This is a genomic window from Streptomyces sp. NPDC000151 (genome assembly GCF_040301705.1).
Lineage (GTDB): Bacteria > Actinomycetota > Actinomycetes > Streptomycetales > Streptomycetaceae > Streptomyces.
In genome coordinates this window covers 16,156-38,269 of the sequence record NZ_JBEPFC010000012.1, presented here as the reverse complement: position 1 = coordinate 38,269, position 22,114 = coordinate 16,156, and the positions used below count along the sequence as shown (strand labels likewise).

Here is a 22,114-nt window from a genome sequence, read left to right as displayed (position 1 = left end):
GCCCTCTACGGAAGATCGTACGCTTCCCGGCGAAGCGGGCAAACGAACCGCCCTGGACCGGGCGGTGTCGGGGGTCTTGTCAGCGCCGGTGGTATGGACCACTCTGGCTGCCGTCCCGCGCTCCCCGATCATGAGAATCCCGAGGTGTTCCATGAGTGACCGCACGCCGGACGTGAACGACCGCACGCCGGAGCCGGAGAACGGGCCCGCGGGGCGGCTCCGCCGCCGCGGCTTCCTCGGTGCGCTGGCGGCGGGGGCGACGGCCGCACTCAGCCAGGAGACAGCGACCGCCGCACCGGCCGCCGCGTCCCGGCCGGTGTTCCTCGGCACGTACACCTCGCAGCCGGGCGGCGGCAGCGGCGTGGGGCTGGGCAGGTACCACCCGGTGACCGGCCGGATCACCGGCACCGGCGTGCTCACCGGCGTCGCCGACCCCTCCTACCTGGCCCTCTCCCCCGACCGCCGGACCCTGTACGCCGTCGATGAGAACGCGGACGGCGCGGTCACCGCGATCGCGCTCGCCGCCGACGGCGCGCACCGCGTGCTGGGCAGCCGCTCCACCGGCGGCGCGGGCCCCTGCCACCTGTCCGTCCATCCCAGCGGCCGCTGGCTGCTGAGCGCCAACTACCTCTCCGGCAGCGTCGCCGTGCATCCCATCGATACGGCGACGGGCGCGCTCGGCGAGCGCACCGACCTCGTGACGCACTCGGCGCCGCCGCCGGGCCCTGGCCAGGACGGGCCGCACGCGCACCAGATCGTCACCAGCCCCGACGGCGGCCATGTGCTCGCCGTCGACCTGGGCAACGACACCGTCTACAGCTACCGGCTGGACCCGCTCGCGGGGACGCTGAGACAGGTGTCCGCCGCGGCGCTGCGGCCCGGCGCCGGCCCGCGCCACCTCACCTTCCACCCCGGTGGCCGCCACGCCTACCTCGCGAACGAGCTCGACAACACGGCGGTGGTCTGCGCGTACGACGCCGCCACCGGCCGGCTCACGCCCGGGGCCCCACAGTCCACCGGGACCGGCCCGGGCACCAGCTACCCGGCGCAGTTCCTGGTCACCCCCGACGGCCGGTTCGCCTATCTGGCCAACCGCGGCCACAACAGCCTGACCCGGTACGCCGTCGAGGACAGCGGCGCCCGGCTGCGGCTGCTGGACACCGTGCCGGTCGGCGGCGACTTCCCCCGCCACATTGCCTTCTCGCCGGACCACCGGCTGCTGTTCGCGGGAAACCAGCGCTCGAACACGGTCACGTCCTTCCGCGTCGACCCGCGCTCGGGCGAACTACGGCCGACCGGCGAGCCGTTCGAGGCGCCGATGCCGGTGTGCGTACTGCCGCTGTAAGCGTGGGTGTCGGGTGGCTCTCCGCGGAGAACCACCCGACGCCCCTGGCCCTCAGCCGCCGAGCCGGCTGCCCAGGAGTTGCTTGCCCAGTTCGGCGCCCTTGCGGCTGTCGGCCTGGGCCTTGCGGAACAGTTCAGCCAGCTCGCTGTCCTTCGCGCGTTCCGCGTCCTGGATGTACGTCTCCATCCGCAGAGCGTTGTTCAGACACGTCTCGGTGAACCAGAGCAGGTTGTAGTTCTTGTCCTTGGTGCCGGTGACCTCACCGGATTCGTTGCTGCTGGTCATGGTGGACCGACCTCCACTTCGTGGACCGGGCTCCGGACGGGCCCAAGGGGCCCCCTCGCGGGTTTCCCCTGCCGTCCGGTCCAAACGCCGTCCGAAGCGCCGTCGGACATGACGGTCCGTCACACCGGTACGAGTGTGACCTCCGTGGCCTTCACGCTGATCCAGACGTCCGTGCCGTCGCGGAGGTCCAGTTCGGCGGCGGCCTGGTGGGTGATCTCGGCGACGAGGTCGGGGACTTCGGGCGAGCCGACGAGGACGCGCAGCCGGCTGCCGGCCGCGGTGAGTTCGCGGACCCGGCCGGGCCAGACGTTGCGCGGGCTGCCGCCGGGGCGGGTGCGGTGCACGGACACCGCCTCGGGGCCGACGATCGCGAGCGCTTCGGTGCCCTTCTCCAGCGGCTCGGCCGCGGTGAGCCGGCCGGGGCGGTCCGCGAGGGCGAGGCCGTCGGAAGTGGCCGTGCCGGGCCAGGCGTTGCGCCCGAGCATCCGGGCCACCCAGGGCGAGCGGGGGTGCCGGGACACCTCGGCGGGCGCGGCGTCCTGAAGGGTGCGGCCGTCCTGCAGTACCAGTACCCGGTCGGCCAGCGAGACCGCCTCGACCGGGTCGTGGGTGACCAGGAGGCAGACGCCGCGGAAGCCGGCGAGGTGCCGCCGCAGGGTGTGCCGGACGTGCGCGCGGGTGGTCTGGTCGAGGGCGGCGAGCGGCTCGTCCAGGAGGAGCAGCCGGGGCCCGGCCGCCAGCGCCCTGGCCAGTGCGACCCGGCCGGCCTGCCCCCCGGACAGGCCGGCCGGACGGCGGTGCGCGAGGTGGCCGACGCCGAGCCGGTCCAGCCACTGCTGGGCGCTGCGGCGGGCCTCCGCACGGGGTACGCCACGGGCGCGCAGCCCGTAAGCGGTGTTGCCGAGGGCGGTGAGGTGCGGGAACAGCGCGCCGTCCTGCGGGACCCAGGCGACGCCGCGGCGGTGCGGCGGCAGGGCGGTGACGTCGTCGGCCCCGAGGGCCAGCGCGGCGTGGGCGCGCGGGGTGAGCCCGAGGAGCGCGCGCAGCAGGGTGGTCTTGCCCGCGCCGTTGGGGCCGACGACGGCGATGGTGGTGCCGGGCCCGGCGTCGAGGGTGAGGCGGGTGAAGCCGGTGACGTCGGCGTGCAGCGGCCAGGCGGGGGCGTCCGCCGGGGGTTCCTCGGGAAGCGCCTCGCCATGTTCACGCGCCTCGGCGGACGCGCCTGCCGGGGGCGCGTCCGTACCGGCCGCCGCAGGCGCCTTCGCCGTGGCGCCCACCGACCACCGCCCGCGCAGCGCGACCAGTACGGCCATCGCGACGGCCAGGAGCAGCAGCGAGACCGAGGTCGCGGCCTCCGGGCTGTCCTGGAGGAGCAGATAGACCTGGAGCGGCAGGGTCTGGGTGACGCCGGGGAGGTTGCCCGCGAAGGTGATCGTGGCGCCGAACTCGCCCAGCGCGCGGGCCCAGGTGAGCGCGGCGCCGGCGGCCAGTCCGGGGGCGACCATGGGCAGCGTGACGGTGCAGAAGACGCGGAAGGGACCCGCGCCCAGGGAGGCCGCGGTCTCCTCGTACCGTGCGTGCAGCCCGGCCAGTGCGCCCTCCAGGCTGATCACCAGGAAGGGCATCGACACGAACGTCGCGGCGACCACCGCGCCGGAGGTGTGGAACGGCAGCTGGATCCCGAACCAGTCCTCCAGTACCCCGCCCAGCAGCCCCCGCCGCCCGAAGCCGAGCAGCAGCGCGACGCCGCCCACGGTCGGCGGCAGCACCATCGGCAGCAGGACGAGCGAGCGGACCAGCGCCTTGCCGGGGAAGTCCACCCGGGCCAGCAGCCAGGCGAGCGGCACGCCGAGCAGCAGCGAGAGCCCCAGCGCCCAGCACGCGACGACGAACGAGAGCCGGATCGCGTCGGTGACGCCGGGCGAGGTCAGGTGCTGCCCCAGGTCCGACCAGGTGGTACGGGCGAGGATGCCGGCCAGCGGGACGAACAGGAACGCCACGGCCAGCACGGCGGGCACCGCCAGGGCGAGCGGGGCCCGCCGCCGTGGTGCCCGGCGCAGCGGTGGCTTCACGGCTTCTGGAATCCGGCGTCGCGCAGGATCTGCTGCGCCTTCGCCGACCGCAGCCACGTGACGAACGAGTCGGCCTGCTTCTTGTGTTCGGAGACCTTGAGGGTGGCGGCCGGGTAGGCGGCGACGGCGTTCTGGTCGTCGGGGATCGATACGGCGTCGACCTTGCCGGGGGCGGTCTCCGCGTCGGTGGCGTAGACGATGCCCGCGTCGGCCTCGCCGAGCTCCACCTTGCTGAGTACGCCGCGCACGTCCTGCTCCTGCGAGACCGGCTTCACCTTGAGGTGCTGCTTGTCCAGTACCTGCTGGCTGTAGCGGCCGACCGGCACGGCGGGCGCGGCGAGCACGACCTTGAGCCCGCTGTCGGTGAGGGACTTCAGGTCCTTCACCTTCTCGGGGTTGCCCTCGCCGGTGGCGATGACCAGGCGGTTGTGGGCGATGGTGACCGGGGTGCCGGTCTTCCCCTTGAGGCCGTCCATGGTCTTGGTGTCGGCGGTGACCAGCGCGTCGGCCGGGAAGTCCTGCTCGACCTGGGCGGCGAGCTGCTGCGAGCCGGCGTAGGAGAACTTCACGATGGTGTCGGGGTGGGCCTTCTCGTACGCGGCACCGGCCTTCTTGAAGACGTCGGTGAGCGAGGCGGCGGCCAGCACCTTGATCGTGGTCTTCTCGCCGCCGCCGGACGACGCCTCGTCGCCGGCCCCTCCGCCGCAGCCCGCGGCGAGGGGCACGATCAGGGCGGCACAGAGCGCGGTGGCGGCGGCGGTGCGGCGGCGGCCGGTCGTACGGGGGCGGGGCATGGGGTGGACTCCTTGGGCTCAGACCCGGTCGATGTGGACGTTGGTCGACTTCACGCGCGCGGTGGCCCGCATGCCGACCTCCAGTCCCAGCTCTTCCACCGCTTCCCGGGTCAGCAGCGAGACCAGGCGGTGCGGGCCCGCCTGGATCTCCACCTGGGCCGCGACGTCGCCGAGCTTGATCGCGGTGACGATGCCGGGGAAGGCGTTGCGGACGGAAGTGGCGGCGGGCTCGTCCTCGCCGGAGCCGCTCTTGGCGAGCTCGGTGGAGAACGCGGCCAGGTCACGGCCGTCGATCAGCCGGCGCCCTGCCTCGTCCCGGTGGGTGGGGACCTTGCCGGCGTCCGCCCAGCGGCGCGCCGTGTCGGCGCTGACGCCGAGCAGCCGTGCCGCCTGGCCGATCGTGTAGGACTGCATGTGCGGCACGTTATGGCAGATGGCCTCTCACCTGCAAGGAAGACTGTGGATTGGGCTTAGCAGATGCGAGCTGGATAGTGCGATCGCACAAGATCGCGCATACCTCGCGCGTACGGGGAGACGTCGGCGGCCGTCGCGAAAGGGGGACCTACGGGCCGGACATACGGGACGGAAGTCCCGCGTACCGGGTCGCCGTGGGCGGCATCACAGGCTCGGGACGCGTTCAGCGCCCCGCAACCGACCGATCCGTACGACGGAAGGCACCGACGATGCTCAGGCCCGCGCCGACCTCGCCCGCCCGCCTCGCTCCCCCGGTCACCCCGCACCTCCTCGCGGATCTCGCGGTGGCCGCGTGCATGGCACGCGCCCGGCTGCCGCGGATCCCCGACGCGGGCACGCCGCACGACTCGGGCGACCCCGCCGCCGAACTCCGCTCCATACCGGCGCTCCGCCCCGTCTTCGCCGCGGTGGCGGAGACCGCCGACGGCCGCCGCCTCGACCGCCACCTGCGCGCCGAGCTCGGCCGGCTCGGCGAGCGGCTCCCGGAGGAGGCCGCCGGGCACCGGGGCGAGCTGTGGGCCGTCGGCCTGCTCGTCGCGGGCGCCGCCGCCACCGGCTGCCGCTCGGGATACACCGCCTGCGCGGCGGCCGCGACGCTGGCCCGGATGCCGTACGACGGCACGCCCAAGCCCCTCGCGACACCGGGCGGCCGGGCCCGGCTGCACTTCCACGTGCCGGGCGCGACCGGCCAGGCCGGGTCCGGTTTCCCGCACGTACGGCGAGTGGCGCTGCCCGCGCTGCGCGAGTCCCGGGCGCACGGCAGGCCCGAGATCACCGCGCGGATGGACGCGCTGCTCACGCTGATGGCGACGCTCGACGACACCGCCCTGCTGCACGAGGGCGGTCCTGCGGCGCTGCTGTCGGTGCAGATGGACGCCCGGGACGTGGTGCGGGCCGGCGGCTACGGCTGCCCGGCGGGCCAGGAGGCCCTGGACCGCCTGCACCTGCACATGCGCGACCCGCTGCTCACCCCGCGCGGCAGCCACGCGGTGCTGTCCGCCGCCCTGTTCCTGGACTTCACGTTCGGTACGGACGGGCTGACACCGGGGCCGTGAGCGGCGAGCGCGGGCGGGCTTTCGAGCCCGCCCGCGCTCTCTCACCCCTCCGCGTGGCGGCGCAGCAGCTCACTCAGCTCCGCCTCGAACTCGCCGTACCGGGCGCGGAGTTCACGCCCCGGCCAGTCCGCGGGGAGCAGCGCGTCCGGGAGGAGGGGATCGGCGAGCAGGTGGCGGAGGATCGCGGCGGAGACGGTGAAGCGGTCGGCGGGGGTGGCGGCCCGGCCGAGCGCCGCGAGCAAGGCGCGGGCCTGCGCCGACCAGCCGGCCAGGTCCCACAGCCGGCCGGCGAGCGCCGCGGGGTCGCCGTCGGGCGTGCCGGTCAGCCAGGTGCACTGCTCGGTGGCCACGCCGGGCCGCGGCCGGTCGAGGTTGGCGGGCCGCAGCCAGCTGCCCTCGCGCAGCTCACCGAGCCGGAGTGCCGCCATGGCCTGCCGCAGCGCGGTGCGGTCCGCTGCGGTACGTGGTTCAGCGCCGTCCACCAGGGCGATCTCCCAGTCGCCCGCCCAGGGCACGGTGCGCGGCGCGCGGCTCTCGTCCTGCCGGGCCTGGCGCTCCAGCAGCCGGGCGGTCAGCCCATAAGCGCCGTCGCGCTGCCGCAGGTCACCGGCCGCGACCATGCGGGAGAGGGCGACGCGTACGGTCCCCTCGGCTATGCCGAACAGCTCGCCGACCCGGACCAGGGCGCGCGCGGGCAGCCGCGGCGGGTGGTGCCCGAGGAGCGTGCTGAGCACGACGGAGCGCGCGGTGAGCGGCCGCAGGGCGAGAGGTGAATCCGTGGCAGGCATGACAGGCACCCTTACAGTCTTCCATCGCATGTACGAGAACTGTAATGTCGCCCGTATGACGGACACCCATGAAGTCCTGAATCAGGCGCCGCCGCTCACCGGGTTCAGCGCGGCGGACGACCCGGCCCTGCTGGCCGCACTGCACCGGGAGGGCGCCGGGTGGGCCGAGCGCGAGGTGCAGGTGCTGGGCGCGCTGGCCGGCTCGGCGGAGGTGCAGGAGCTGGCGCGGATGGCGGAGGAGCAGCCGCCGAAGCTGCACACCCACGACCGGTACGGCCACCGGGTGGACGAGGTGGAGTTCCACCCGGCGTGGCACGAGCTGATGACCGTGGCGGTGGAGCAGGGCCTGCACGCCGCGCCGTGGGCCGAGGACCGCCCCGGCGGCCATCTCGTGCGGGCCGCGAAGTTCTATGTGTGGTCGCAGGCCGAGCCGGGGCACGGCTGCCCGATCTCGATGACGTACGCGGCGGTCCCGGCGCTGCGCGCCTCGCCCGAGCTGGCCGCCGAGTACGAACCGCTGCTCGCGTCCCGTACGTACGACTTCGGGCTGCGGCCGCCGCTGGGCAAGGCCGGGCTGATCGCGGGCATGTCGATGACGGAGAAGCAGGGCGGTTCGGACGTCCGGGCCAACACCACGCGGGCGGTGCGGGCGGCCGACGGGACGTACCGGATCACCGGCCACAAGTGGTTCACCTCGGCCCCGATGAGCGATGTGTTCCTGACCCTGGCGCAGACGGAGGAGGGGCTGACCTGCTTCCTCCTCCCCCGCGTGCTGCCGGACGGCACCCGCAACCGCTTCCATCTGATGCGCCTGAAGGACAAGCTCGGCAACCGCTCCAACGCCTCCTCCGAGGTCGAGTACGACGAGGCGGTGGCCTGGCCGGTGGGCGAGCCGGGGCGCGGGGTGCGGACCATCGTGGAGATGGTCAATATGACCCGGCTGGACTGCGTGCTCGGCTCGGCCGCCGGGATGCGGGCCGGGCTGCGGCAGGCGCTGCACCACACCGCGCACCGGCGCGCCTTCGGCCGCGAGCTGGCCGACCAGCCGCTGATGCGGTCGGTGCTGGCGGACCTGGCGATCGAGTCGGAGGCGGCGACGACGCTGGGGCTGCGGCTGGCGGCGGCGGTGGACCGGGCGCAGGCGGGCGACGCCGCCGAGGGCGCGCTGCGCCGCCTCGCGCTCGCGGCCGGCAAGTACTGGGTCTGCAAGCGCGGCGCGACGCACGCGGCGGAGGCCCTGGAGTGCCTCGGCGGCAACGGCTACGTCGAGGAGTCGGGGATGCCCCGGCTGTACCGGGAGGCCCCGCTGCTCTCCATCTGGGAGGGCTCGGGCAATGTCGCGGCGCTGGACGTGCTGCGCGCGCTGGGCAGGGAACCGGCCGCGCTGGACGCCTACTTCGCCGAGGTGGAGGCCGCGGCAGGAGCGGACCCGCGGCTGGACGCGGCGGTGGCGCGGCTGAAGGGGATGCTGCCGGAGCTGGCCGATCCGGAGCGTGCCCAGCTGCTGGCCCGTACGCTCGCGGAGCGGCTGACGCTGGTCCTCCAGGGCTCGCTGCTCGTCCGGCACAGCGACCCGGCGGTCGCGGACGCCTTCTGCGCCTCGCGGCTGGGCGGCGAGTGGGGCCACGCCTTCGGCACCCTGCCGGCCGGCGCCGACCTGGGCGGGGTGCTGGCCCGGGCGCGCGCCAAGTCGCCCGCCGAGGCGGCGGGATGAGCCCGGTGCGGGTCGAGCGGCAGGGCCCGGTGACCACGGTCGTCCTGTCCCGGCCGGAGTCCCGCAACGCCGTGGACGGCGTGACGGCTCGTCAGCTCGCGGACGCCTTCCGGGAGTTCGAGGGGGACGAGACGGCGTCCGTGGCGGTGCTGTGGGGCGAGGGCGGCACGTTCTGCGCGGGCGCCGACCTCAAGGCGATCGGCACCCCGCGCGGCAATCGTGTGGCGCCGGACGGCGACGGGCCGATGGGCCCGACCCGGATGCGGCTGTCCAAGCCGGTGATCGCGGCGGTCAGCGGGTACGCGGTGGCGGGCGGCCTGGAGCTGGCGCTCTGGTGCGATCTGCGGGTGGCCGAGGAGGACGCGGCCTTCGGGGTGTACTGCCGCCGCTGGGGCGTGCCGCTGATCGACGGCGGCACGGTCCGGCTGCCGCGGCTGATCGGCGAGAGCCGGGCGATGGACCTGATCCTCACCGGGCGCCCGGTGCCGGCCGCCGAGGCGCTGGAGATGGGGCTCGCCAACCGGGTGGTGCCGAAGGGGCGGGCCCGGGAGGAGGCCGAGCGGCTGGCGGCGGAGCTCGCCCGCTTCCCGCAGGAGTGCCTGCGCGGCGACCGGGCGTCGGTGCGGGAGCAGGCCGGACTGACGGAGGAGGCGGCGATGGCCGCCGAACTCCGGTACGGGCAGGAATCCCTGGCCCACGCGGCGGAGGGCGCCGCGCGCTTCGCGTCGGGCGCGGGACGGCACGGCGCCATGGAGGCCTGACGCCCGGCTCCCGCAAGACGCACCCCCACTTGAACGCGTTCAACCCTCTGGCGTACGGTCTGCCACGAGGGTTACTTGAACACGTTCAAGACAGGGGGTCAGGCATGGACGCAGTGGTCCGTATCGTCGTCATGGTGGGGATGCTGGCGGTGATACCGATGGGGCTCGCGCTGGTCGGCGAGCCCGGCGCGGCGCGGCTGCGCCGGATCTGGTGGCTGCCCGCTACGCTCGGCGCGGTGAGCCTGTGGCTGCCGCGCGGCCCCGCCGCCACCGCACTCGCCGCCTGTTACGCCGCGGCCACCCTCGCCCTCGCCCTGCTCGCGCCCCGGCGGCTGCTCCGCACCCGCTCGCTCGCGCCGCGCGAGGTCGCCGTGCTCACCGCGCTGGCCACCCCGGCGATCGCGGGCCTCGCACTGGTCGCCGAGCGGCACGGCACCGAGCTGTTCGGCTTCTCCCTGCGCATGCTGTCGCTGACCGTGCCGCACTTCCACTTCGCCGGCTTCGCCGCCGCACTGGTGGCGGGGCTGGTCTGCCGGGCGAACGGCACACCCGCCGCGCGCTGCGCCGCGCTCAGCGTCCCGGCCGGCACGCTGCTGGTACTGGCCGGGTACTTCACCGGCGAGTGGGCCGAGTTCGCGGGCGCCGCCGTGCTCAGCTGCGGCATGTGGCTGGTCGCCCTGGTCACCTGGCGCGACCTGCGGACCGCGGCGCCCGACCGCACGACCCGCGCCCTGCTCGCCGTCTCGGCCGCGATCCTCGTGGCGACCATGCTGCTCGCGCTGAGCTGGGCGCTGGGCGAGGCGAGCGGGCTGCCGCACCCGACCCTGACCTGGATGGCCGCGACCCACGGCGTGGGCAACGCGCTGGGCTTCGCGCTCTGCGCGCTGCTCGCCTGGCGCCGGCTGCCGGCCTCCGTCCACCGCACCACCGGATCGAAGGAGCGCGCATGACCACCGCACTCAGCTACCCCGAACACGGCGCCACCCAGCACGGCCCGCTCCCCGCCGAGTACCACCACCTGCACGTCGAGGTGCCGGTCGGCCACGGCCGAGCGGTCTTCGAACGCGCGGGTGAGGCGATCACGACCTTCCGGATGCACCGGGCAGCCGGCGTCCGCATCCGGGCGGGCGCCGCGCACGCCGAGCCGGGCGTGCCGGTGGAGAGCGGCCTCGGCGTCGGCCCGCTGCGGATCGCCGCGCCGTGCCGGGTGGTGTGGAGCACGTACGACAGCGACCGGATCGGCTTCGGCTACGGGACGCTGGAGGGGCACCCCGAATGCGGCGAGGAGTCCTTCGTCGCGGAGCTGCGCCCCGACGGCTCCGTCTGGTTCACCGTCACCGCCTTCAGCAGAGCGGCGAGTTGGTACACGCGGCTGGCCGGGCCGTTGGTCCCGGTGCTCCAGCGGGCGTACGCGCGGCACTGCGGCCGCACGCTGCGCAGGCTGGTCCGATAACCCCCACCTGAGCACCCCGAACGTCTACGTCGCGTTCATGACATCTTCACCAACTGACCAGTAGGTCATGAGACAACTCCTGGCATGTGTGAGCTGATTCCGCCGCAGGCGGACATGACCGAGGACCAGTGGGTGCGGAGCGGCACGGTCCCCGGCGGGGAGCCGACCACCCCCGCCGGCACGCGCACCGCTCCCGTACTGAACCTGAACCGCCGCACGCTCCTGGGCGGCGCCGTCGCGGGCGCCGCGCTCGCCGTGCTGCCGTACGGGGCGGCCGCACCGGCCGCGGCGCAGGACCGGGCGGCGGCGGGGAAGTACCCCTTCCCCACCACGCCCAACGGCAACGGCGAGTTCGCCGTGCTGGTCACCGGGGACGCCGGGACCGGCGAGGAGGGCCAGTTCGCGGTGGCGGCGGCCGCCCGGGACCTGATGGCGAGCGAGCAGATCGGGCTGGCGGTCGGGCTGGGCGACAACATCTACGAGAACGGGCCCGAGTCGGCGCACGACTCCGAGTTCCAGGACAAGTTCGAGAAGCCGAACACCGGCATCGACGTGCCGTGGCTGATGGTCCTGGGCAACCACGACTGCTCGGGGCTGATACCGGGCAGCGGCGGCGACCCCTCGCGCGGCGACCGGGAGGTGGCCTACGCGACGACCTCGAAGCGGTGGTACATGCCCGCGCGCTACTACAGCGTGGCGCTGCCCGCCGGTTCCGACGGCGCCCCGCTCGTCGAGTTCTTCGCGCTGGACACCAACCCGGTGTCCTCGTACGTCGTGCAGACCGACCCGTACTTCCACTGGGACGGTCCGTACATGCGGGAGCAGCGGGCGTGGCTGGAGGGTGCCCTCAAGAAGTCGCGGGCCCGTTGGAAGGTCGTGCTCGGCCACCACCCGTACCTGAACAACGGCAAGCACGGCAGCGCGGGTTCGTACGACGGCTTCACCGTCGGGGACTACACGAGCGGCGTCCACCTCAAGGAGCTGTACGAGGAGGTGGTGTGCGGCCGCGCCGATCTGATCCTGTCGGGGCACGACCACACGTTGCAGCTTCTGGAGCCGTCGGCCCGCACCGGCGGCACGCGCCAGGTCGTATGTGGCGCGGCCTCGAAGACGGGCGACGGCAAGGCGCACTTCGACGTGCCGGCGGAGTGGCAGGACTTCTCCAGCCATGGGTTCATGGTGCTGAAGGTGTCCGCGAAGAGGATGACCATCGACGCGTACACCGTGGATGTGCCCACGCGTACGGCGAAGCTCGCGCATCGTACGCGGAGTGCCGCGCCGGTGGCCGTGGGCTGATCACCGCACCGGGATCACCGCCGTCGGGCAGTGGCCGTGCAGCAGTACCGCGTTGGCGACCGAGCCCATCAGGCCGCCGTCGCGCAGCCGGCGGCGGTGCCGGCCGACCACCACCAGGTCGGCGGCGCGGGACGCGGCGACCAGGCGGCCGGCCACGTCGCCCTGCGCGAGGACCGGGTCGAGGACCACCTTCGGGTAGTGCCGCTCGGTGAAGGGGCGCAGCCGCTCCTCCTGCTGGACGCCGGCGTGGGCCTCCAGCTCGCCCGCCGTGGGCGTGCCGGGCGGCAGGCTGTCGGGGGCGACGAGCATCGGGTAGGGGTTCGGGTACGCGGTGACCACGCGCAGCTCGGCGTCGCGGCGCTCGGCCTCGGCGAAGGCGAAGTCCACCGTCTCGTCGGACGTCTCCTCCGGGTGCAGCCCGAGCACGACCCGGCCCTGCGTACCGGCCCCGGGCTCCGTGCGCCGCTCGTCGGGCACGACCACGACCGGGCAGGCGGCCCGCATGGCGGCGGCCCGGCCCGCCGAGCCGAGCAGCAGGCTGGTGAAGCCGCCGCGGCCGCGCGAGCCGAGGACCAGCAGCCTGGCCTGGGCGCTCAGCCGGATCAGCGTCGAGGTGGACGCGCCGTGCACGGAGAGATACCGCGTCTCGGGTGCCTCGGCGCGCCCGGCGAGGTGTGCCCTGACGTCCTGCAGGACGGGGTCGGCGGGGTCCGGGACCGGGTGCGGATGGGCGTCGCCGAGCGCGCGCGGCATGGGGGTGATCGGCCAGACGTGCACCACGTGCAGCGCGGCCCCGGCGAGCCGGGCCGCGCCGGCCGCCCACTCCAGCGCCCGGAGGCTGTTCAGCGAGCCGTCGACGCCGGCGATGACGGGAAGGGTGCTGTTCACGATCTCCTCGATCCGTCGGTGCGGGCACCGCCTCTCCGGTGCCCTGGTGTCCTGGGGCCCACGGCGGGCGGCGGCGCCCGTGCACGAGGGGTGACGGCGCCGCGTACGGTCCGGGACACCCCGCCGTCCTCAGTTCCCATCCTTACCCAATATGACCGTAAGATCCCGGTATGGAGTGGAGCTGGGACGGCGCGGAACGGGAGAGCGCGGACGACACCCGGAACCGGCGCCCGGGCCGCCGCGGTCTCCTCGGGCATCCCGAGCACGAGGAGATCCACCGGCCGCGGATCGACCTGCCCGACCTGCTCGCGCTCAACCGGATGGGCTCCTTCGACTGGAACCTGGACAGCGGCGCCTTCGAGCTGGACGCGGGCGGGCTCGCGGTCTTCGACCTGCATGCGCACGAGTTCGACGGGACGCGCCCCGCGCTGCTCCGGCGGGTCCCGCAGGAGGAGGGCTACCGGCTGGACAACGCCGTCGTGCAGGCGATCCAGCAGGGCCGGCGGTCCTGCGGCGCGTACTTCCGCATCCGCTGCCGGGACGGCACACCGCGCTGGACGCACATCCAGGGCCGGATCCTGCGCAGCGAGGCGGGCCGCCCGTACCGGATGGCGGGGATCGTCCGCGAGGCCACCGCCGAGCTGGCCGATTCGGCGCTGCTGACCATCCCCGACGAGGTGCGCGAGCGGCAGACCACGCTGGTGCAGTGGACCACCACCGCGCTGTCCCGGGCGCTGTCGGTGCAGGACGTCACCGATGTGCTCACCGACCGCCACGGCCCGCTGCGGCTGGGCGCCGACTCGCTGATCCTGGGCCTGGTCGACAACGGCGTCTTCGACGTCATCGCGGCCACGGAGCCGCTGCACCTGCCCGAGCTGCTGCACATGCCGCTGGACCGCACGCTGCCGCTCTCCGAGGCGGCGCTCACCCGCGAACCGGCCTTCGTCACCTCCCGCGAGGACCTGCTGCGGCGCTATCCCCGGCTGGAGCCGTACATCCAGGACATCGACGTCCGCAGCGCGGCGTTCCTGCCGCTGGTCGCCCAGGACAAGGTGATCGGCGCGCTCGGGCTGGTCGACACCGAGCCGAAGGTGCACACGGCGGAGGACCGGAACCTGGCGCTGGCGCTGGCCGGCGTCATCGCGCAGTCCCTCCAGCGGGCCACCCTCTTCGACCAGGAGCGGGAGTTCGCGACCGGGCTGCAGGACTCGATGCTGCCGCGGCACATCCCGGCCATCACCGGAGGTGACGTGGCGGTCCGGTACGAGGCGGCGCGCACCGGCCGGGACGTCGGCGGCGACTGGTACGACGTCATCCCGCTGCCGCAGGGCCGTACCGGAGTGGTGATCGGCGACGTGCAGGGGCACGACACCCACGCGGCGGCCGTGATGGGCCAGCTGCGGATCGCGCTGCGCGCCTACGCCGCCGAGGGGCATCCGCCGCAGACGGTGCTGGGGCGGGCGTCCCGGTTCCTCGCCGAGCTGGAGACCGAGCGGTTCGCGACCTGTACGTACATCCAGGCGGACCTCTCGTCGGGGGTGCTGCACGTGGCCCGGGCCGGGCATCTGGAGCCGATGATCGCGGACGCGGGGCGGCACGTGCACTGGCCGACCGTGCACGGCGGGCTGCCGCTGGGGCTGGCCACCGTCTTCGGCGAGGACCACTATCCGGAGACGCAGCTGTTCCTGGAGCCGGGCTCCACGCTGCTGCTGTGCACCGACGGCCTGGTCGAGCAGCCGGGCCTGGACATCCTCGCCGGGATCGACGCGCTGACCAGCGCCGTGCAGGACGGGCCCGGCGAGCTCGACGCGCTCGCCGACCACCTCTCGGACCTGCTGTGGGAGCAGCCGGGCTCCCCCGACGACATGGCCCTGTTGCTGCTGCGCCGGCTGGCCGAGCCCGGCGGCCCGGCGGCGCCGCGCATCCGGCTGCACGTCCACCAGGCCGACCCGGCGGGCCCCGGCGAAGTACGCGCCGAGCTGCGGCGGATGCTGGAGCAGTGGCGGGCCGGGGAGGTGGCGGGCGATGTCGAGCTGGTGGCCACCGAGCTGATCACCAACGCGCTGCGGCACACCGACAGCGGGGCGCTGGTCTCGCTGGAGCTGCTGTCCGGCCCGCGGTGCCGGGTCCGGCTGGAGGTCGAGGACCGGTCCAGCCACTGGCCGCGCCGGCGCAGCCCCGGCGAGACCGCCACCTCCGGGCGCGGCCTGCTGCTCGTCGAGGCGCTGTCGGACCGGTGGGGCGCGGAGGCCCGGGGCGCGGGCAAGGCGCTGTGGTGCGAGTTCACCGTGCCCGCGCCCGAGGATTCGTGAGGCCGGAGTCATGGGCGGTCAGCCCTTGGCGCCGTACCAGACCGTGGTGATGTTGCAGAACTCGCGGATGCCGTGGTCGCCCAGCTCCCGGCCGTACCCGGAGCGCTTGGTGCCGCCGAAGGGCATGCCCGGGTGCGAGGCGGTCATCCCGTTGAAGAAGACACCGCCCGCCCGGAGGTCGCGCACCAGCCGCTCCTGTTCGGCCGCGTCCTCGGTCCAGGCGTTCGAACTGAGGCCGAAGGAGGTGTCGTTGGCGATCTCGATCGCCTCGTCCAGGCCGGCGGCCCGGAAGAGGGTCGCGACAGGGCCGAACGCCTCCTCGTAGTAGATCTTCATCTCCTTGGTGACGTCGGCGAGCACGGTCGGCTCGTAGAACCAGCCGCGGTCCAGGCCCTTGGGCCGGCCGCCGCCGCACAGCACGGTGGCGCCGTGCATGGTGGCGTCGTCGACCAGCTCTTCCAGGTCGGAGCGGCCCTGCTCGCTGGAGAGCGGGCCCACGTGGGTCTCGTCCGCCATCGGGTCGCCGACCTTGAGCGCGGCCATCTTCTCGGCGAAGCGGGGGGCGAACTCGTCGTAGACGTCGGTGTGGACGATGAAGCGCTTGGCGGCGATGCAGGACTGGCCGTTGTTCTGCACGCGGGCAGTGACGGCGGTGGCCACCGCCTTCTCCAGATCGGCCGAGGGCAGCACCAAGTACGGGTCGCTGCCGCCCAGTTCGAGCACCGTCTTCTTGATCTCGTCACCGGCGATGGACGCGACCGAGCGGCCCGCGGGCTCGCTGCCGGTCAGCGTCGCGGCGGCCACCCGCGGGTCGCGCAGGATCATCTCGACCGAGCCGGAGCCGATCAGCAGCGTCTGGAAAGCGCCCTCGGGGAAGCCCGCGCGGCGGAAGAGGTCTTCGAGGTACAGCGCCGTCTGCGGGACGTTCGAGGAGTGCTTGAGCAGGCCGACGTTGCCCGCCATCAGCGCGGGCGCGGCGAAGCGGATCACCTGCCAGAGCGGGAAGTTCCACGGCATGACCGCGAGGACCGGGCCCAGCGGGCGGTAGCGCACGTAGGCGCGGGCCGCGCCGGAGTCCTTGATGTCGGCGGCCCGGGGGTGCTCGTCGGCGAGCAGCGCCTCGGCGTGGTCGGCGTACCAGCGCATCGTCTTCACGCATTTGGCGGCCTCCGCGCGGGCCTGGGCCAGCGGCTTGCCCATCTCGGTGGTCATGGTGCGGGCGATGTCGTCGGCGTCGGCCTCCAGCAGCTCCGCCGCCTTGCGCAGCAGGTTGGCGCGCCGGTCGAAGCCGGTGGTGCGGTACTCCTGCCAGGTCTGCTCCGCCCGGACCAGCCGGTCCTCGATCTCGCCTTCGTTGAGCGCGTCGAACGTCTTGAGGGTCTCGCCGGTGGCCGGATTCACCGTGGCGATGGCCATGGGAAGCACCTCTCCTTCTGGTGATGCGTGTGCGGCGTCAAGAGGGCATGCGGGTCAGCCCAGCGGGCTGGGCTGCGGTGACGGTTCCGGTACCGGGTCGGGGTTCGGGCCTGGCGGGCGCGGGACCGGGGACGGTTCGGGGGTGGGCGGTACGGGATCGGGCGGGCCCGGCACGGGGTCCGGGACCGGTCCCGGACCCGGGTTGGGCGGTGTCGGGCCGCCGGGGTCGTGAGCGCGCGCGGGGTGCGGCTGCCGTTCCACGGAAGACCTCCTGGATCTCACGGTGTGGTGCGTGCCGCGGGCGGTCCGCCCGCGGCGGTGGTTCTCCTGGCCCCCGTACCCGAGTCTGGCCCGGCTATCGCTACGGCGCGCGGTGGGATTCCGCCCTACAGTGCCGTCATGAAGCGTTCGTTCCTGGCAATGGCGGCCGGTGCGGCCGCGCTCGCGCTGGCCGTCACGGCCGGCTCCGGCCCGGCCGCGGCGGCGCCCGGGCACCCGACGACGGACCGGACGGGCGCGCCGCTGCCCGCCCGGATGGCGGACACCGGCGGCGGCCGGCAGCTGATCACGGCGGAGGCGCCGCGGACGGCGGCCACGCACGGGCGGCTGATCTGGTGGGAGAAGCGGCACGGCGACTGGCGGCAGGCGGGCTCGGCGCCGGCCCGCTTCGGCGCGAAGGGCCTGACCGAGGGCAGCACCCGGAAGCAGGGCACGAACACCACGCCCACCGGCCTGTACGACCTGCCGTACGGCTTCGGGATCGACGCGGCTCCGGCCGGTACGGAGGTCTCCTACCGCCGGGTGCACGACAACTCCTGGTGGTGCGAGGACAACGCCTCGGCCGCGTACAACCGCTGGGCCGAGCCGCTGCCCGCCGACTGCGCGGCGAAGGAGTCGGAGCGGCTGGCCGACTATCCGACGCAGTACGACCGGGCGCTGATCATCGGCTTCAACTACGACCACCCCGTGCGCGAGCGCGGCGCCGGGATCTTCCTGCACGTCAACGGCAAGGGCGCGACGGCCGGCTGCGTCTCGGTACCGGCCGACGCGATGGCCCGCATTCTGGCCTGGGCGGACCCCGGCAAGCGGCCGCACATCGCGATCGGGACGCGGTCGGGGGACACGGCGATCACACGGTACTGAGCGGTGCCGAGCGGCACTGAACGGCACTGAGCGGTACTGAGCGGCGCCCGGCCGCGCGTCAGGGCTGCGGGTTCCGGGCGTCGTACTTGGCGAAGTCCCGCCTGCCGAGGCCGAGGAGGGTCACCACGACGACGCACGCCAGGCCGCCGCCGACCACGGCGACGGCCGGGGTGGCCAGGTCGGCGGCCGTTCCGGCGAGGAAGTCGCCGAGCCGCGGCCCGCCCGCGACCACGACGATGAAGACGCCCTGGAGCCGGCCGCGCATCCGGTCCGGGGTGGCGGCCTGCAGCATCGTGCTGCGGAAGACCATCGAGACGGTGTCGGCGCAGCCGGCGACCGCGAGGAAGCACAGGCCGAGCCAGAGGTTGCGGGTGAGGCCGAAGACCGCGACAGCCGCGCCCCAGGCGGCGACCGCGAGCAGGATCGCCAGGCCGTGCCGTCGGATGGCGCCCAGCCAGCCGGAGAACAGGCCGCCCAGTACCGCGCCGACGGCGGGCGCGGCGACCAGCAGCCCGACGGTCTTCGCGTCGCCGCCGAACCACAGCGCGGCGATCGCGGGGAACAGGGCGCGCGGCTGGGCCAGCACCATGGCCGCCAGGTCGGAGAAGAAGGTCATCCGCAGGTTGGGGCGGGTGGCGAGGAAGCGCAGGCCGTCCAGGACGGAGGCGCGCTTCGGACGGGCGCCGTCCGCGCCCGTCTCGTGGTCGGGGCGCATCGAGGGCAGTCGCCACATCGCGTAGAGGGAGGCGGAGAAGGCGACGACGTCGATGAGATACGCGGCCTGGTAGCCCCACAGGCCGACGATGACGCCGCCCAGCATCGGGCCGCCCATCAGGCCGAGGTTGCTGGTGAGGGAGTTCAGGGCGTTGGCGGCCGGCAGCTGCTCGGTGGGCAGCAGGCGCGGGATCATCGACGCGCGGGCCGGCGAGTTCATCGCGAAGCAGACGGCTTGCAGCGCGACGACGGCGTACAGCAGCCCGACCTGGCGTATGTGCAGCAGCGCGGCGGAGGCCAGTACGACGGACATCGCGGTGGCGCCGAGGGCGCTGATCAGGCCCAGGGTGCGGCGGTCGACGGTGTCGGCGATCGCGCCGCCGTACAGCCCGAATACGACGAGCGGGACGAGCGAGCAGAGGCCGACCAGACCGACGGAGAACGTCGAGTGGGTGATGTCGTAGACCTGGAGCGAGACCGCGAGCGCGGTCATCTGCTGGCCCACCCAGGAGACCGTGTTGCCGGTCCACAGGCGGCGGTAGTGGACGGAGGTACGCAGCGGTGTGAGGTCGGCGAATATGCGCGAACGCAGGCCGGCGGGGGCGGTCTCAGTGGGCACGCGGCAGTAAAGCACGGCACGCGGGGCGTGTATGTGGCGGGGGCCACCTTTAGTCCTTACACGCTGCAGAGGGCAGGTACTTCAGCCGCGGTGGCGTGATGGGGGCGTGCCGCTGCGGCGCAGCAGCAGGAGCGCCATGTCGTCCTCGCCGTCGCCGCTGAGGGACAGCGCGCACAGCCGGTCGGCGAGCTGCTGGACGTCCTGCGGTCCGATGCGGACTTCCCTGGCCAGCCGGGCCATTCCCTCGTCGAGGTCGGCGCCGGGCCGCTCGACCAGGCCGTCGGTGCACAACACGAGCGTTTCGCCGGGTGCGACGCGCACCGTGGTGACCGGATAGTCCAGGTCGCCGAACTGGGCGGACAGGCCGAGCGGCAGCCCGCCGGCCACGGACAGCCGGCGGCAGATGCCCTCGGCGTGCCGCAGCAGCGGATCGACGTGCCCGGCGCGGACGATCTGCAGGGCGCCGGTGGACAGGTCGATGTCGGCGTAGGTGCAGGTGGCGAAGCGCTCGGTGTCCAGTTCGTACAGGAAGGCGGAGGCGCGGGCCATGACCGTGGCGGGTGCGTGGCCCTCGGCGGCGTACGCGCGCAGCACGATGCGCAGCTGCCCCATGATGGTCGCGGCCTGGATGTCGTGGCCCTGGACGTCGCCGATGACGACGGCGAGCCGGCCTCCACCGGAGGGGGGACCCCCGGGCAGCGGGATCACGTCGTACCAGTCGCCGCCGATGTCCCGGCCCAGCCGCGCCGCGCGGTAGCGCACCGCGACCTGGGCGCCCCGGACGGCGGGGATGCGGCGCGGCAGCATGGCTTGCTGGAGCGCTTCGGCGAGGTCGTGCTCCTGGTCGAAGAGCATGGCCCGGGCGAGGCTCTGCGCGATGCTGCTGCCGAGCGCCACGAGGATGCTGCGCTCCTGCGTGCCGAAGTCGCTCTCCTCGCGGTAGAAGAGGCCGAGTACGCCGATCGGGCGGGCCTGCGCGATCAGCGGGAGGTAGGCCGCCGAGCCGATGTCCAGCGGCTGGACGTGCGGCCACAGGCGCGGGTAGCAGGCGGCGAACTCCGCGCGGGACCGGACGAAGCGCGGCGTGAGCGTGCGCACGACCTCGCTCATCGGGAACTCGTCCGCCACTCGGGTGAACCGGTGTTCCGGTACGAAGCTGCCGGCCTGCCCCTCGGAGACGAGCCGGATGCGGCCGGCCTCCACCAGGCCGACGATCACGTTCTCCGCGCCCAGCCGGCTCAGCCCCTGGCTGTCGCCGAGGACGGCGATGACGTCGCCGACGGTCCTGGCGTGCGCGAGTGCCGCGGTGGTGCGCTCCACGACGGAGCTGTGCCGGCGGCGGCGCCGGTCCCCCTCGTTCGCCGGGTTCGCGGTGCGGGAGAGCGCCAGCTCCTGGCGGGCGTCGCGGACGATGCCGATGATGCGGTACGGCCGTCCGGTGCCGTCCCGGTGGATGGCGCCGTGGGTGTGGGTCCAGCGCATCGTGCCGTCGCGGCACCGGACGCGGAAGTACGCGCCGTACGTCGCGCTGCCCTCCTTGATGGCCTGGGCGACCAGGGAGTCCAGGCGGGCCGCCTCGGCGGGCGGCACCCGGCGGGAGAGCGTCTCGGGGCGGCCGTCGTACTCGCCGGGGCGCAGGTCGAAGACCCGTAGCGCGGCGGCGTCCATGTACAGGCGCCCGCGCTTCAGGTCCCAGTCGAAGCCCCCCATTCCGTTGAGCGCCAGGATCAGGTCCGGCGGGGCGGGCCACTGCTCCGGCGCCGACACGGCGGGCGGCTGCGCGCCCCGTTCGGCCATGTTCGTCACTTTGCCACATTTCCGCCCTTACGGGATGTCCGCATCACGGATGGGTGCGGTCGCGCGACCGTCCTGACTTGCTCATCAGTCAGCTCTCATCACGTGGCATCACGCGGCATTTTGCCGCTGAATGTCGGTGTTTGAGGGCCCCCTTCCGGGCGCAAGGCGTTGCGCTGATCTCATCACGCTGCTACGGTCCCGAGCCATGCAGGAAGACCCCGGCACCCGGCTCGCCGACGAGAGCGGCGATCTCACGGACCGCGTCAAGAAGGTGATCGACGGCATCGGCTGCAGCCGCCGTGAGTTCGCCCGGCGGATCGTGATGGACCCCTCGAAGCTGTCCCGGTCCCTCGGCGGGACCCGGCGCTTCACCGTCGCCGAGATCGTCCGCATCGCCGAGATCGGCGGAGTGGAGGCCGGCTGGCTGCTGGGCTCCCGGACCGGGACGCCCGCGCCGCCGGGCGACGACGCCGGGCCCGCCGCGCTCCCCGAGGGCGGCCGGCCGCTGCAGATCGTCCGCGAGACGGTCCGGCTGATCGCCGAGCACGGCTTCCACTCCGTGCGCGTCGCCGACATCGCCACCGCCTGCGGGACGAGCACGGCCGCCATCCACTACCACTTCCCCGGCCGGGACGACCTCCTGGAGGCCGCCGTCCGCTGGTGCATGGACGAGGACACCGCGCGCCGCGCCCAGGGACTGGCCGGGGCCGCCGACGCCCGCGAGGAGCTGCTGCACCTCATCGCCCTGCAGACGCCGCGCACGGAGCAGCAGCGCCGGCAGTGGCTGGTCTGGCTGGACATGTGGGCGCAGGCGGCCCGCTCCACCGAGGTCGGGCGACTGCACGACCACTACTACCGGCAGTGGCGGACCACCGTCGCCGACGTCGTGCGGCGCGGCGTCGAGCAGGGCGTCTTCCGCCCCGTCGACGTGGAGTTCACCGCGCTCCGGCTGACCGCGCTGATCGACGGCCTGGCCACGCAGGTGCTGGCCACGGCCCCCGGCGGTACGACGCCGGACAGCATGCACGCCGCGCTGATCGCTTTCGTGGAGAGCGAGTTGAGCGCCGAGCCGGGCGACGCGCCGGCCGCCCCGTAAGGCACGCACCCGGACAACCGTCCGGCCCCGATCGTGTGCGGGCAGGCGTGGCCGACGCCTGCCCGCACACCCCCTCCCTTCCCTCCGCCGTC

Annotated in this window: 18 protein-coding genes and 1 pseudogene; 10 read left to right on the top strand and 9 right to left on the bottom strand. The window is 74.1% G+C overall.

Features of this window, described 5'->3' with window-relative positions; genetic code table 11:
• The first annotated feature begins 151 nt into the window (after positions 1-151).
• Positions 152-1,345, top strand: coding sequence for a lactonase family protein (locus tag ABT381_RS06315; RefSeq protein ID WP_351588517.1), 1,194 nt, complete (start codon positions 152-154; stop codon positions 1,343-1,345).
• Between the two features lie 51 nt (positions 1,346-1,396).
• Here ABT381_RS06315 and ABT381_RS06310 read toward each other — a convergent pair whose 3' ends face one another.
• From ABT381_RS06310 to ABT381_RS06295, 4 genes are all read right to left on the bottom strand, one after another.
• On the bottom strand, positions 1,397-1,630 hold the full coding sequence (locus ABT381_RS06310) for a hypothetical protein (protein ID WP_351588514.1): 234 nt from the start codon (positions 1,628-1,630) through the stop codon (positions 1,397-1,399).
• A 119-nt stretch (positions 1,631-1,749) separates the two neighbouring features.
• Positions 1,750-3,702: an ABC transporter permease gene (locus ABT381_RS06305; protein WP_351588511.1), complete on the bottom strand. Its 1,953-nt coding sequence runs from the start codon at positions 3,700-3,702 to the stop codon at positions 1,750-1,752.
• Positions 3,699-4,496 carry a molybdate ABC transporter substrate-binding protein gene (gene modA, locus ABT381_RS06300; protein WP_351588508.1) on the bottom strand — a complete coding sequence of 266 codons (798 nt, stop codon included), beginning with the start codon at positions 4,494-4,496 and terminating at the stop codon, positions 3,699-3,701. Before modA ends, ABT381_RS06305 begins: the two co-directional genes overlap by 4 nt.
• Before the next feature lie 18 nt (positions 4,497-4,514).
• Positions 4,515-4,910 (bottom strand): TOBE domain-containing protein, encoded by a 396-nt coding sequence (locus ABT381_RS06295; RefSeq protein ID WP_351588505.1) that lies wholly within the window; start codon positions 4,908-4,910, stop codon positions 4,515-4,517.
• A gap of 269 nt (positions 4,911-5,179) precedes the next feature.
• On the opposite strand from ABT381_RS06295, the gene ABT381_RS06290 reads away from it, so the two are divergent.
• On the top strand, positions 5,180-6,025 hold the full coding sequence (locus ABT381_RS06290; RefSeq protein ID WP_351588502.1) for a triphosphoribosyl-dephospho-CoA synthase: 846 nt from the start codon (positions 5,180-5,182) through the stop codon (positions 6,023-6,025).
• A 41-nt stretch (positions 6,026-6,066) separates the two neighbouring features.
• Here ABT381_RS06290 and ABT381_RS06285 read toward each other — a convergent pair whose 3' ends face one another.
• Complete coding sequence (locus ABT381_RS06285) at positions 6,067-6,813, bottom strand: PaaX family transcriptional regulator C-terminal domain-containing protein (RefSeq protein ID WP_351588499.1); 747 nt, start codon at positions 6,811-6,813, stop codon at positions 6,067-6,069.
• 55 nt (positions 6,814-6,868) lie between these two features.
• On the opposite strand from ABT381_RS06285, the gene ABT381_RS06280 reads away from it, so the two are divergent.
• From ABT381_RS06280 to ABT381_RS06260, 5 genes are all read left to right on the top strand, one after another.
• A complete protein-coding gene (locus ABT381_RS06280) occupies positions 6,869-8,527 on the top strand; it encodes an acyl-CoA dehydrogenase family protein (RefSeq protein ID WP_351588497.1) in 1,659 nt (552 codons plus the stop codon).
• Positions 8,524-9,288 carry a crotonase/enoyl-CoA hydratase family protein gene (locus tag ABT381_RS06275; protein ID WP_351588494.1) on the top strand — a complete coding sequence of 255 codons (765 nt, stop codon included), beginning with the start codon at positions 8,524-8,526 and terminating at the stop codon, positions 9,286-9,288. The genes ABT381_RS06280 and ABT381_RS06275 overlap by 4 nt, the downstream gene beginning before the upstream one ends.
• A gap of 104 nt (positions 9,289-9,392) precedes the next feature.
• A complete protein-coding gene (locus ABT381_RS06270; RefSeq protein ID WP_351588491.1) occupies positions 9,393-10,238 on the top strand; it encodes a YndJ family protein in 846 nt (281 codons plus the stop codon).
• Positions 10,235-10,741 carry a DUF1990 domain-containing protein gene (locus ABT381_RS06265; RefSeq protein ID WP_351588488.1) on the top strand — a complete coding sequence of 169 codons (507 nt, stop codon included), beginning with the start codon at positions 10,235-10,237 and terminating at the stop codon, positions 10,739-10,741. Before ABT381_RS06270 ends, ABT381_RS06265 begins: the two co-directional genes overlap by 4 nt.
• A gap of 84 nt (positions 10,742-10,825) precedes the next feature.
• Complete coding sequence (locus tag ABT381_RS06260) at positions 10,826-12,037, top strand: metallophosphoesterase (RefSeq protein WP_351588485.1); 1,212 nt, start codon at positions 10,826-10,828, stop codon at positions 12,035-12,037.
• On the opposite strand, the gene ABT381_RS06255 is transcribed toward ABT381_RS06260, so the two are convergent.
• The gene (locus ABT381_RS06255; RefSeq protein ID WP_351588483.1) at positions 12,038-12,925 is read right to left on the bottom strand and encodes a universal stress protein; all 888 of its coding nucleotides are present in this window, start codon (positions 12,923-12,925) and stop codon (positions 12,038-12,040) included. It abuts the gene before it with no gap.
• A gap of 170 nt (positions 12,926-13,095) precedes the next feature.
• Here ABT381_RS06255 and ABT381_RS06250 point away from each other — a divergent pair, with 170 nt between their 5' ends.
• A complete protein-coding gene (locus ABT381_RS06250) occupies positions 13,096-15,237 on the top strand; it encodes a SpoIIE family protein phosphatase (RefSeq protein WP_351588481.1) in 2,142 nt (713 codons plus the stop codon).
• 18 nt (positions 15,238-15,255) lie between these two features.
• On the opposite strand, the gene ABT381_RS06245 is transcribed toward ABT381_RS06250, so the two are convergent.
• The gene (locus tag ABT381_RS06245; RefSeq protein WP_351588478.1) at positions 15,256-16,653 is read right to left on the bottom strand and encodes an NADP-dependent succinic semialdehyde dehydrogenase; all 1,398 of its coding nucleotides are present in this window, start codon (positions 16,651-16,653) and stop codon (positions 15,256-15,258) included.
• Positions 16,654-17,052: 399 nt separating this feature from the next.
• Here ABT381_RS06245 and ABT381_RS06240 point away from each other — a divergent pair, with 399 nt between their 5' ends.
• Positions 17,053-17,796 (top strand): L,D-transpeptidase family protein, encoded by a 744-nt coding sequence (locus ABT381_RS06240; protein ID WP_351588476.1) that lies wholly within the window; start codon positions 17,053-17,055, stop codon positions 17,794-17,796.
• 58 nt (positions 17,797-17,854) lie between these two features.
• On the opposite strand, the gene ABT381_RS06235 is transcribed toward ABT381_RS06240, so the two are convergent.
• Together ABT381_RS06235 and ABT381_RS06230 are read right to left on the bottom strand one after the other, a co-directional pair.
• The gene (locus ABT381_RS06235; RefSeq protein WP_351588474.1) at positions 17,855-19,129 is read right to left on the bottom strand and encodes an MFS transporter; all 1,275 of its coding nucleotides are present in this window, start codon (positions 19,127-19,129) and stop codon (positions 17,855-17,857) included.
• 102 nt (positions 19,130-19,231) lie between these two features.
• A pseudogene (locus ABT381_RS06230) lies at positions 19,232-20,926 on the bottom strand (SpoIIE family protein phosphatase); the annotation flags it as partial.
• Positions 20,927-21,131: 205 nt separating this feature from the next.
• Between ABT381_RS06230 and ABT381_RS06225 the strand changes: the two are divergent.
• Entirely contained in the window at positions 21,132-22,022 is an 891-nt protein-coding gene (locus tag ABT381_RS06225) for a TetR/AcrR family transcriptional regulator (RefSeq protein ID WP_351588473.1), read from the top strand.
• Positions 22,023-22,114: the final 92 nt, after the last annotated feature.

What these genes read in the sequence shown, in the direction of transcription:
- ABT381_RS06260 (WP_351588485.1), top strand. Translation starts at nt 10,826, where the DNA reads ATGTGTGAGCTGATTCCGCCGCAGGCGGACATGACCGAGGACCAGTGG.
- ABT381_RS06285 (WP_351588499.1), bottom strand. Translation starts at nt 6,813, where the DNA reads ATGCCTGCCACGGATTCACCTCTCGCCCTGCGGCCGCTCACCGCGCGC.
- ABT381_RS06225 (WP_351588473.1), top strand. Translation starts at nt 21,132, where the DNA reads ATGCAGGAAGACCCCGGCACCCGGCTCGCCGACGAGAGCGGCGATCTC.
- ABT381_RS06250 (WP_351588481.1), top strand. Translation starts at nt 13,096, where the DNA reads ATGGAGTGGAGCTGGGACGGCGCGGAACGGGAGAGCGCGGACGACACC.
- ABT381_RS06295 (WP_351588505.1), bottom strand. Translation starts at nt 4,910, where the DNA reads ATGCAGTCCTACACGATCGGCCAGGCGGCACGGCTGCTCGGCGTCAGC.
- modA (WP_351588508.1), bottom strand. Translation starts at nt 4,496, where the DNA reads ATGCCCCGCCCCCGTACGACCGGCCGCCGCCGCACCGCCGCCGCCACC.
- ABT381_RS06240 (WP_351588476.1), top strand. Translation starts at nt 17,053, where the DNA reads ATGAAGCGTTCGTTCCTGGCAATGGCGGCCGGTGCGGCCGCGCTCGCG.
- ABT381_RS06310 (WP_351588514.1), bottom strand. Translation starts at nt 1,630, where the DNA reads ATGACCAGCAGCAACGAATCCGGTGAGGTCACCGGCACCAAGGACAAG.
- ABT381_RS06270 (WP_351588491.1), top strand. Translation starts at nt 9,393, where the DNA reads ATGGACGCAGTGGTCCGTATCGTCGTCATGGTGGGGATGCTGGCGGTG.
- ABT381_RS06315 (WP_351588517.1), top strand. Translation starts at nt 152, where the DNA reads ATGAGTGACCGCACGCCGGACGTGAACGACCGCACGCCGGAGCCGGAG.
- ABT381_RS06280 (WP_351588497.1), top strand. Translation starts at nt 6,869, where the DNA reads ATGACGGACACCCATGAAGTCCTGAATCAGGCGCCGCCGCTCACCGGG.
- ABT381_RS06265 (WP_351588488.1), top strand. Translation starts at nt 10,235, where the DNA reads ATGACCACCGCACTCAGCTACCCCGAACACGGCGCCACCCAGCACGGC.
- ABT381_RS06275 (WP_351588494.1), top strand. Translation starts at nt 8,524, where the DNA reads ATGAGCCCGGTGCGGGTCGAGCGGCAGGGCCCGGTGACCACGGTCGTC.
- ABT381_RS06290 (WP_351588502.1), top strand. Translation starts at nt 5,180, where the DNA reads ATGCTCAGGCCCGCGCCGACCTCGCCCGCCCGCCTCGCTCCCCCGGTC.
- ABT381_RS06245 (WP_351588478.1), bottom strand. Translation starts at nt 16,653, where the DNA reads ATGGCCATCGCCACGGTGAATCCGGCCACCGGCGAGACCCTCAAGACG.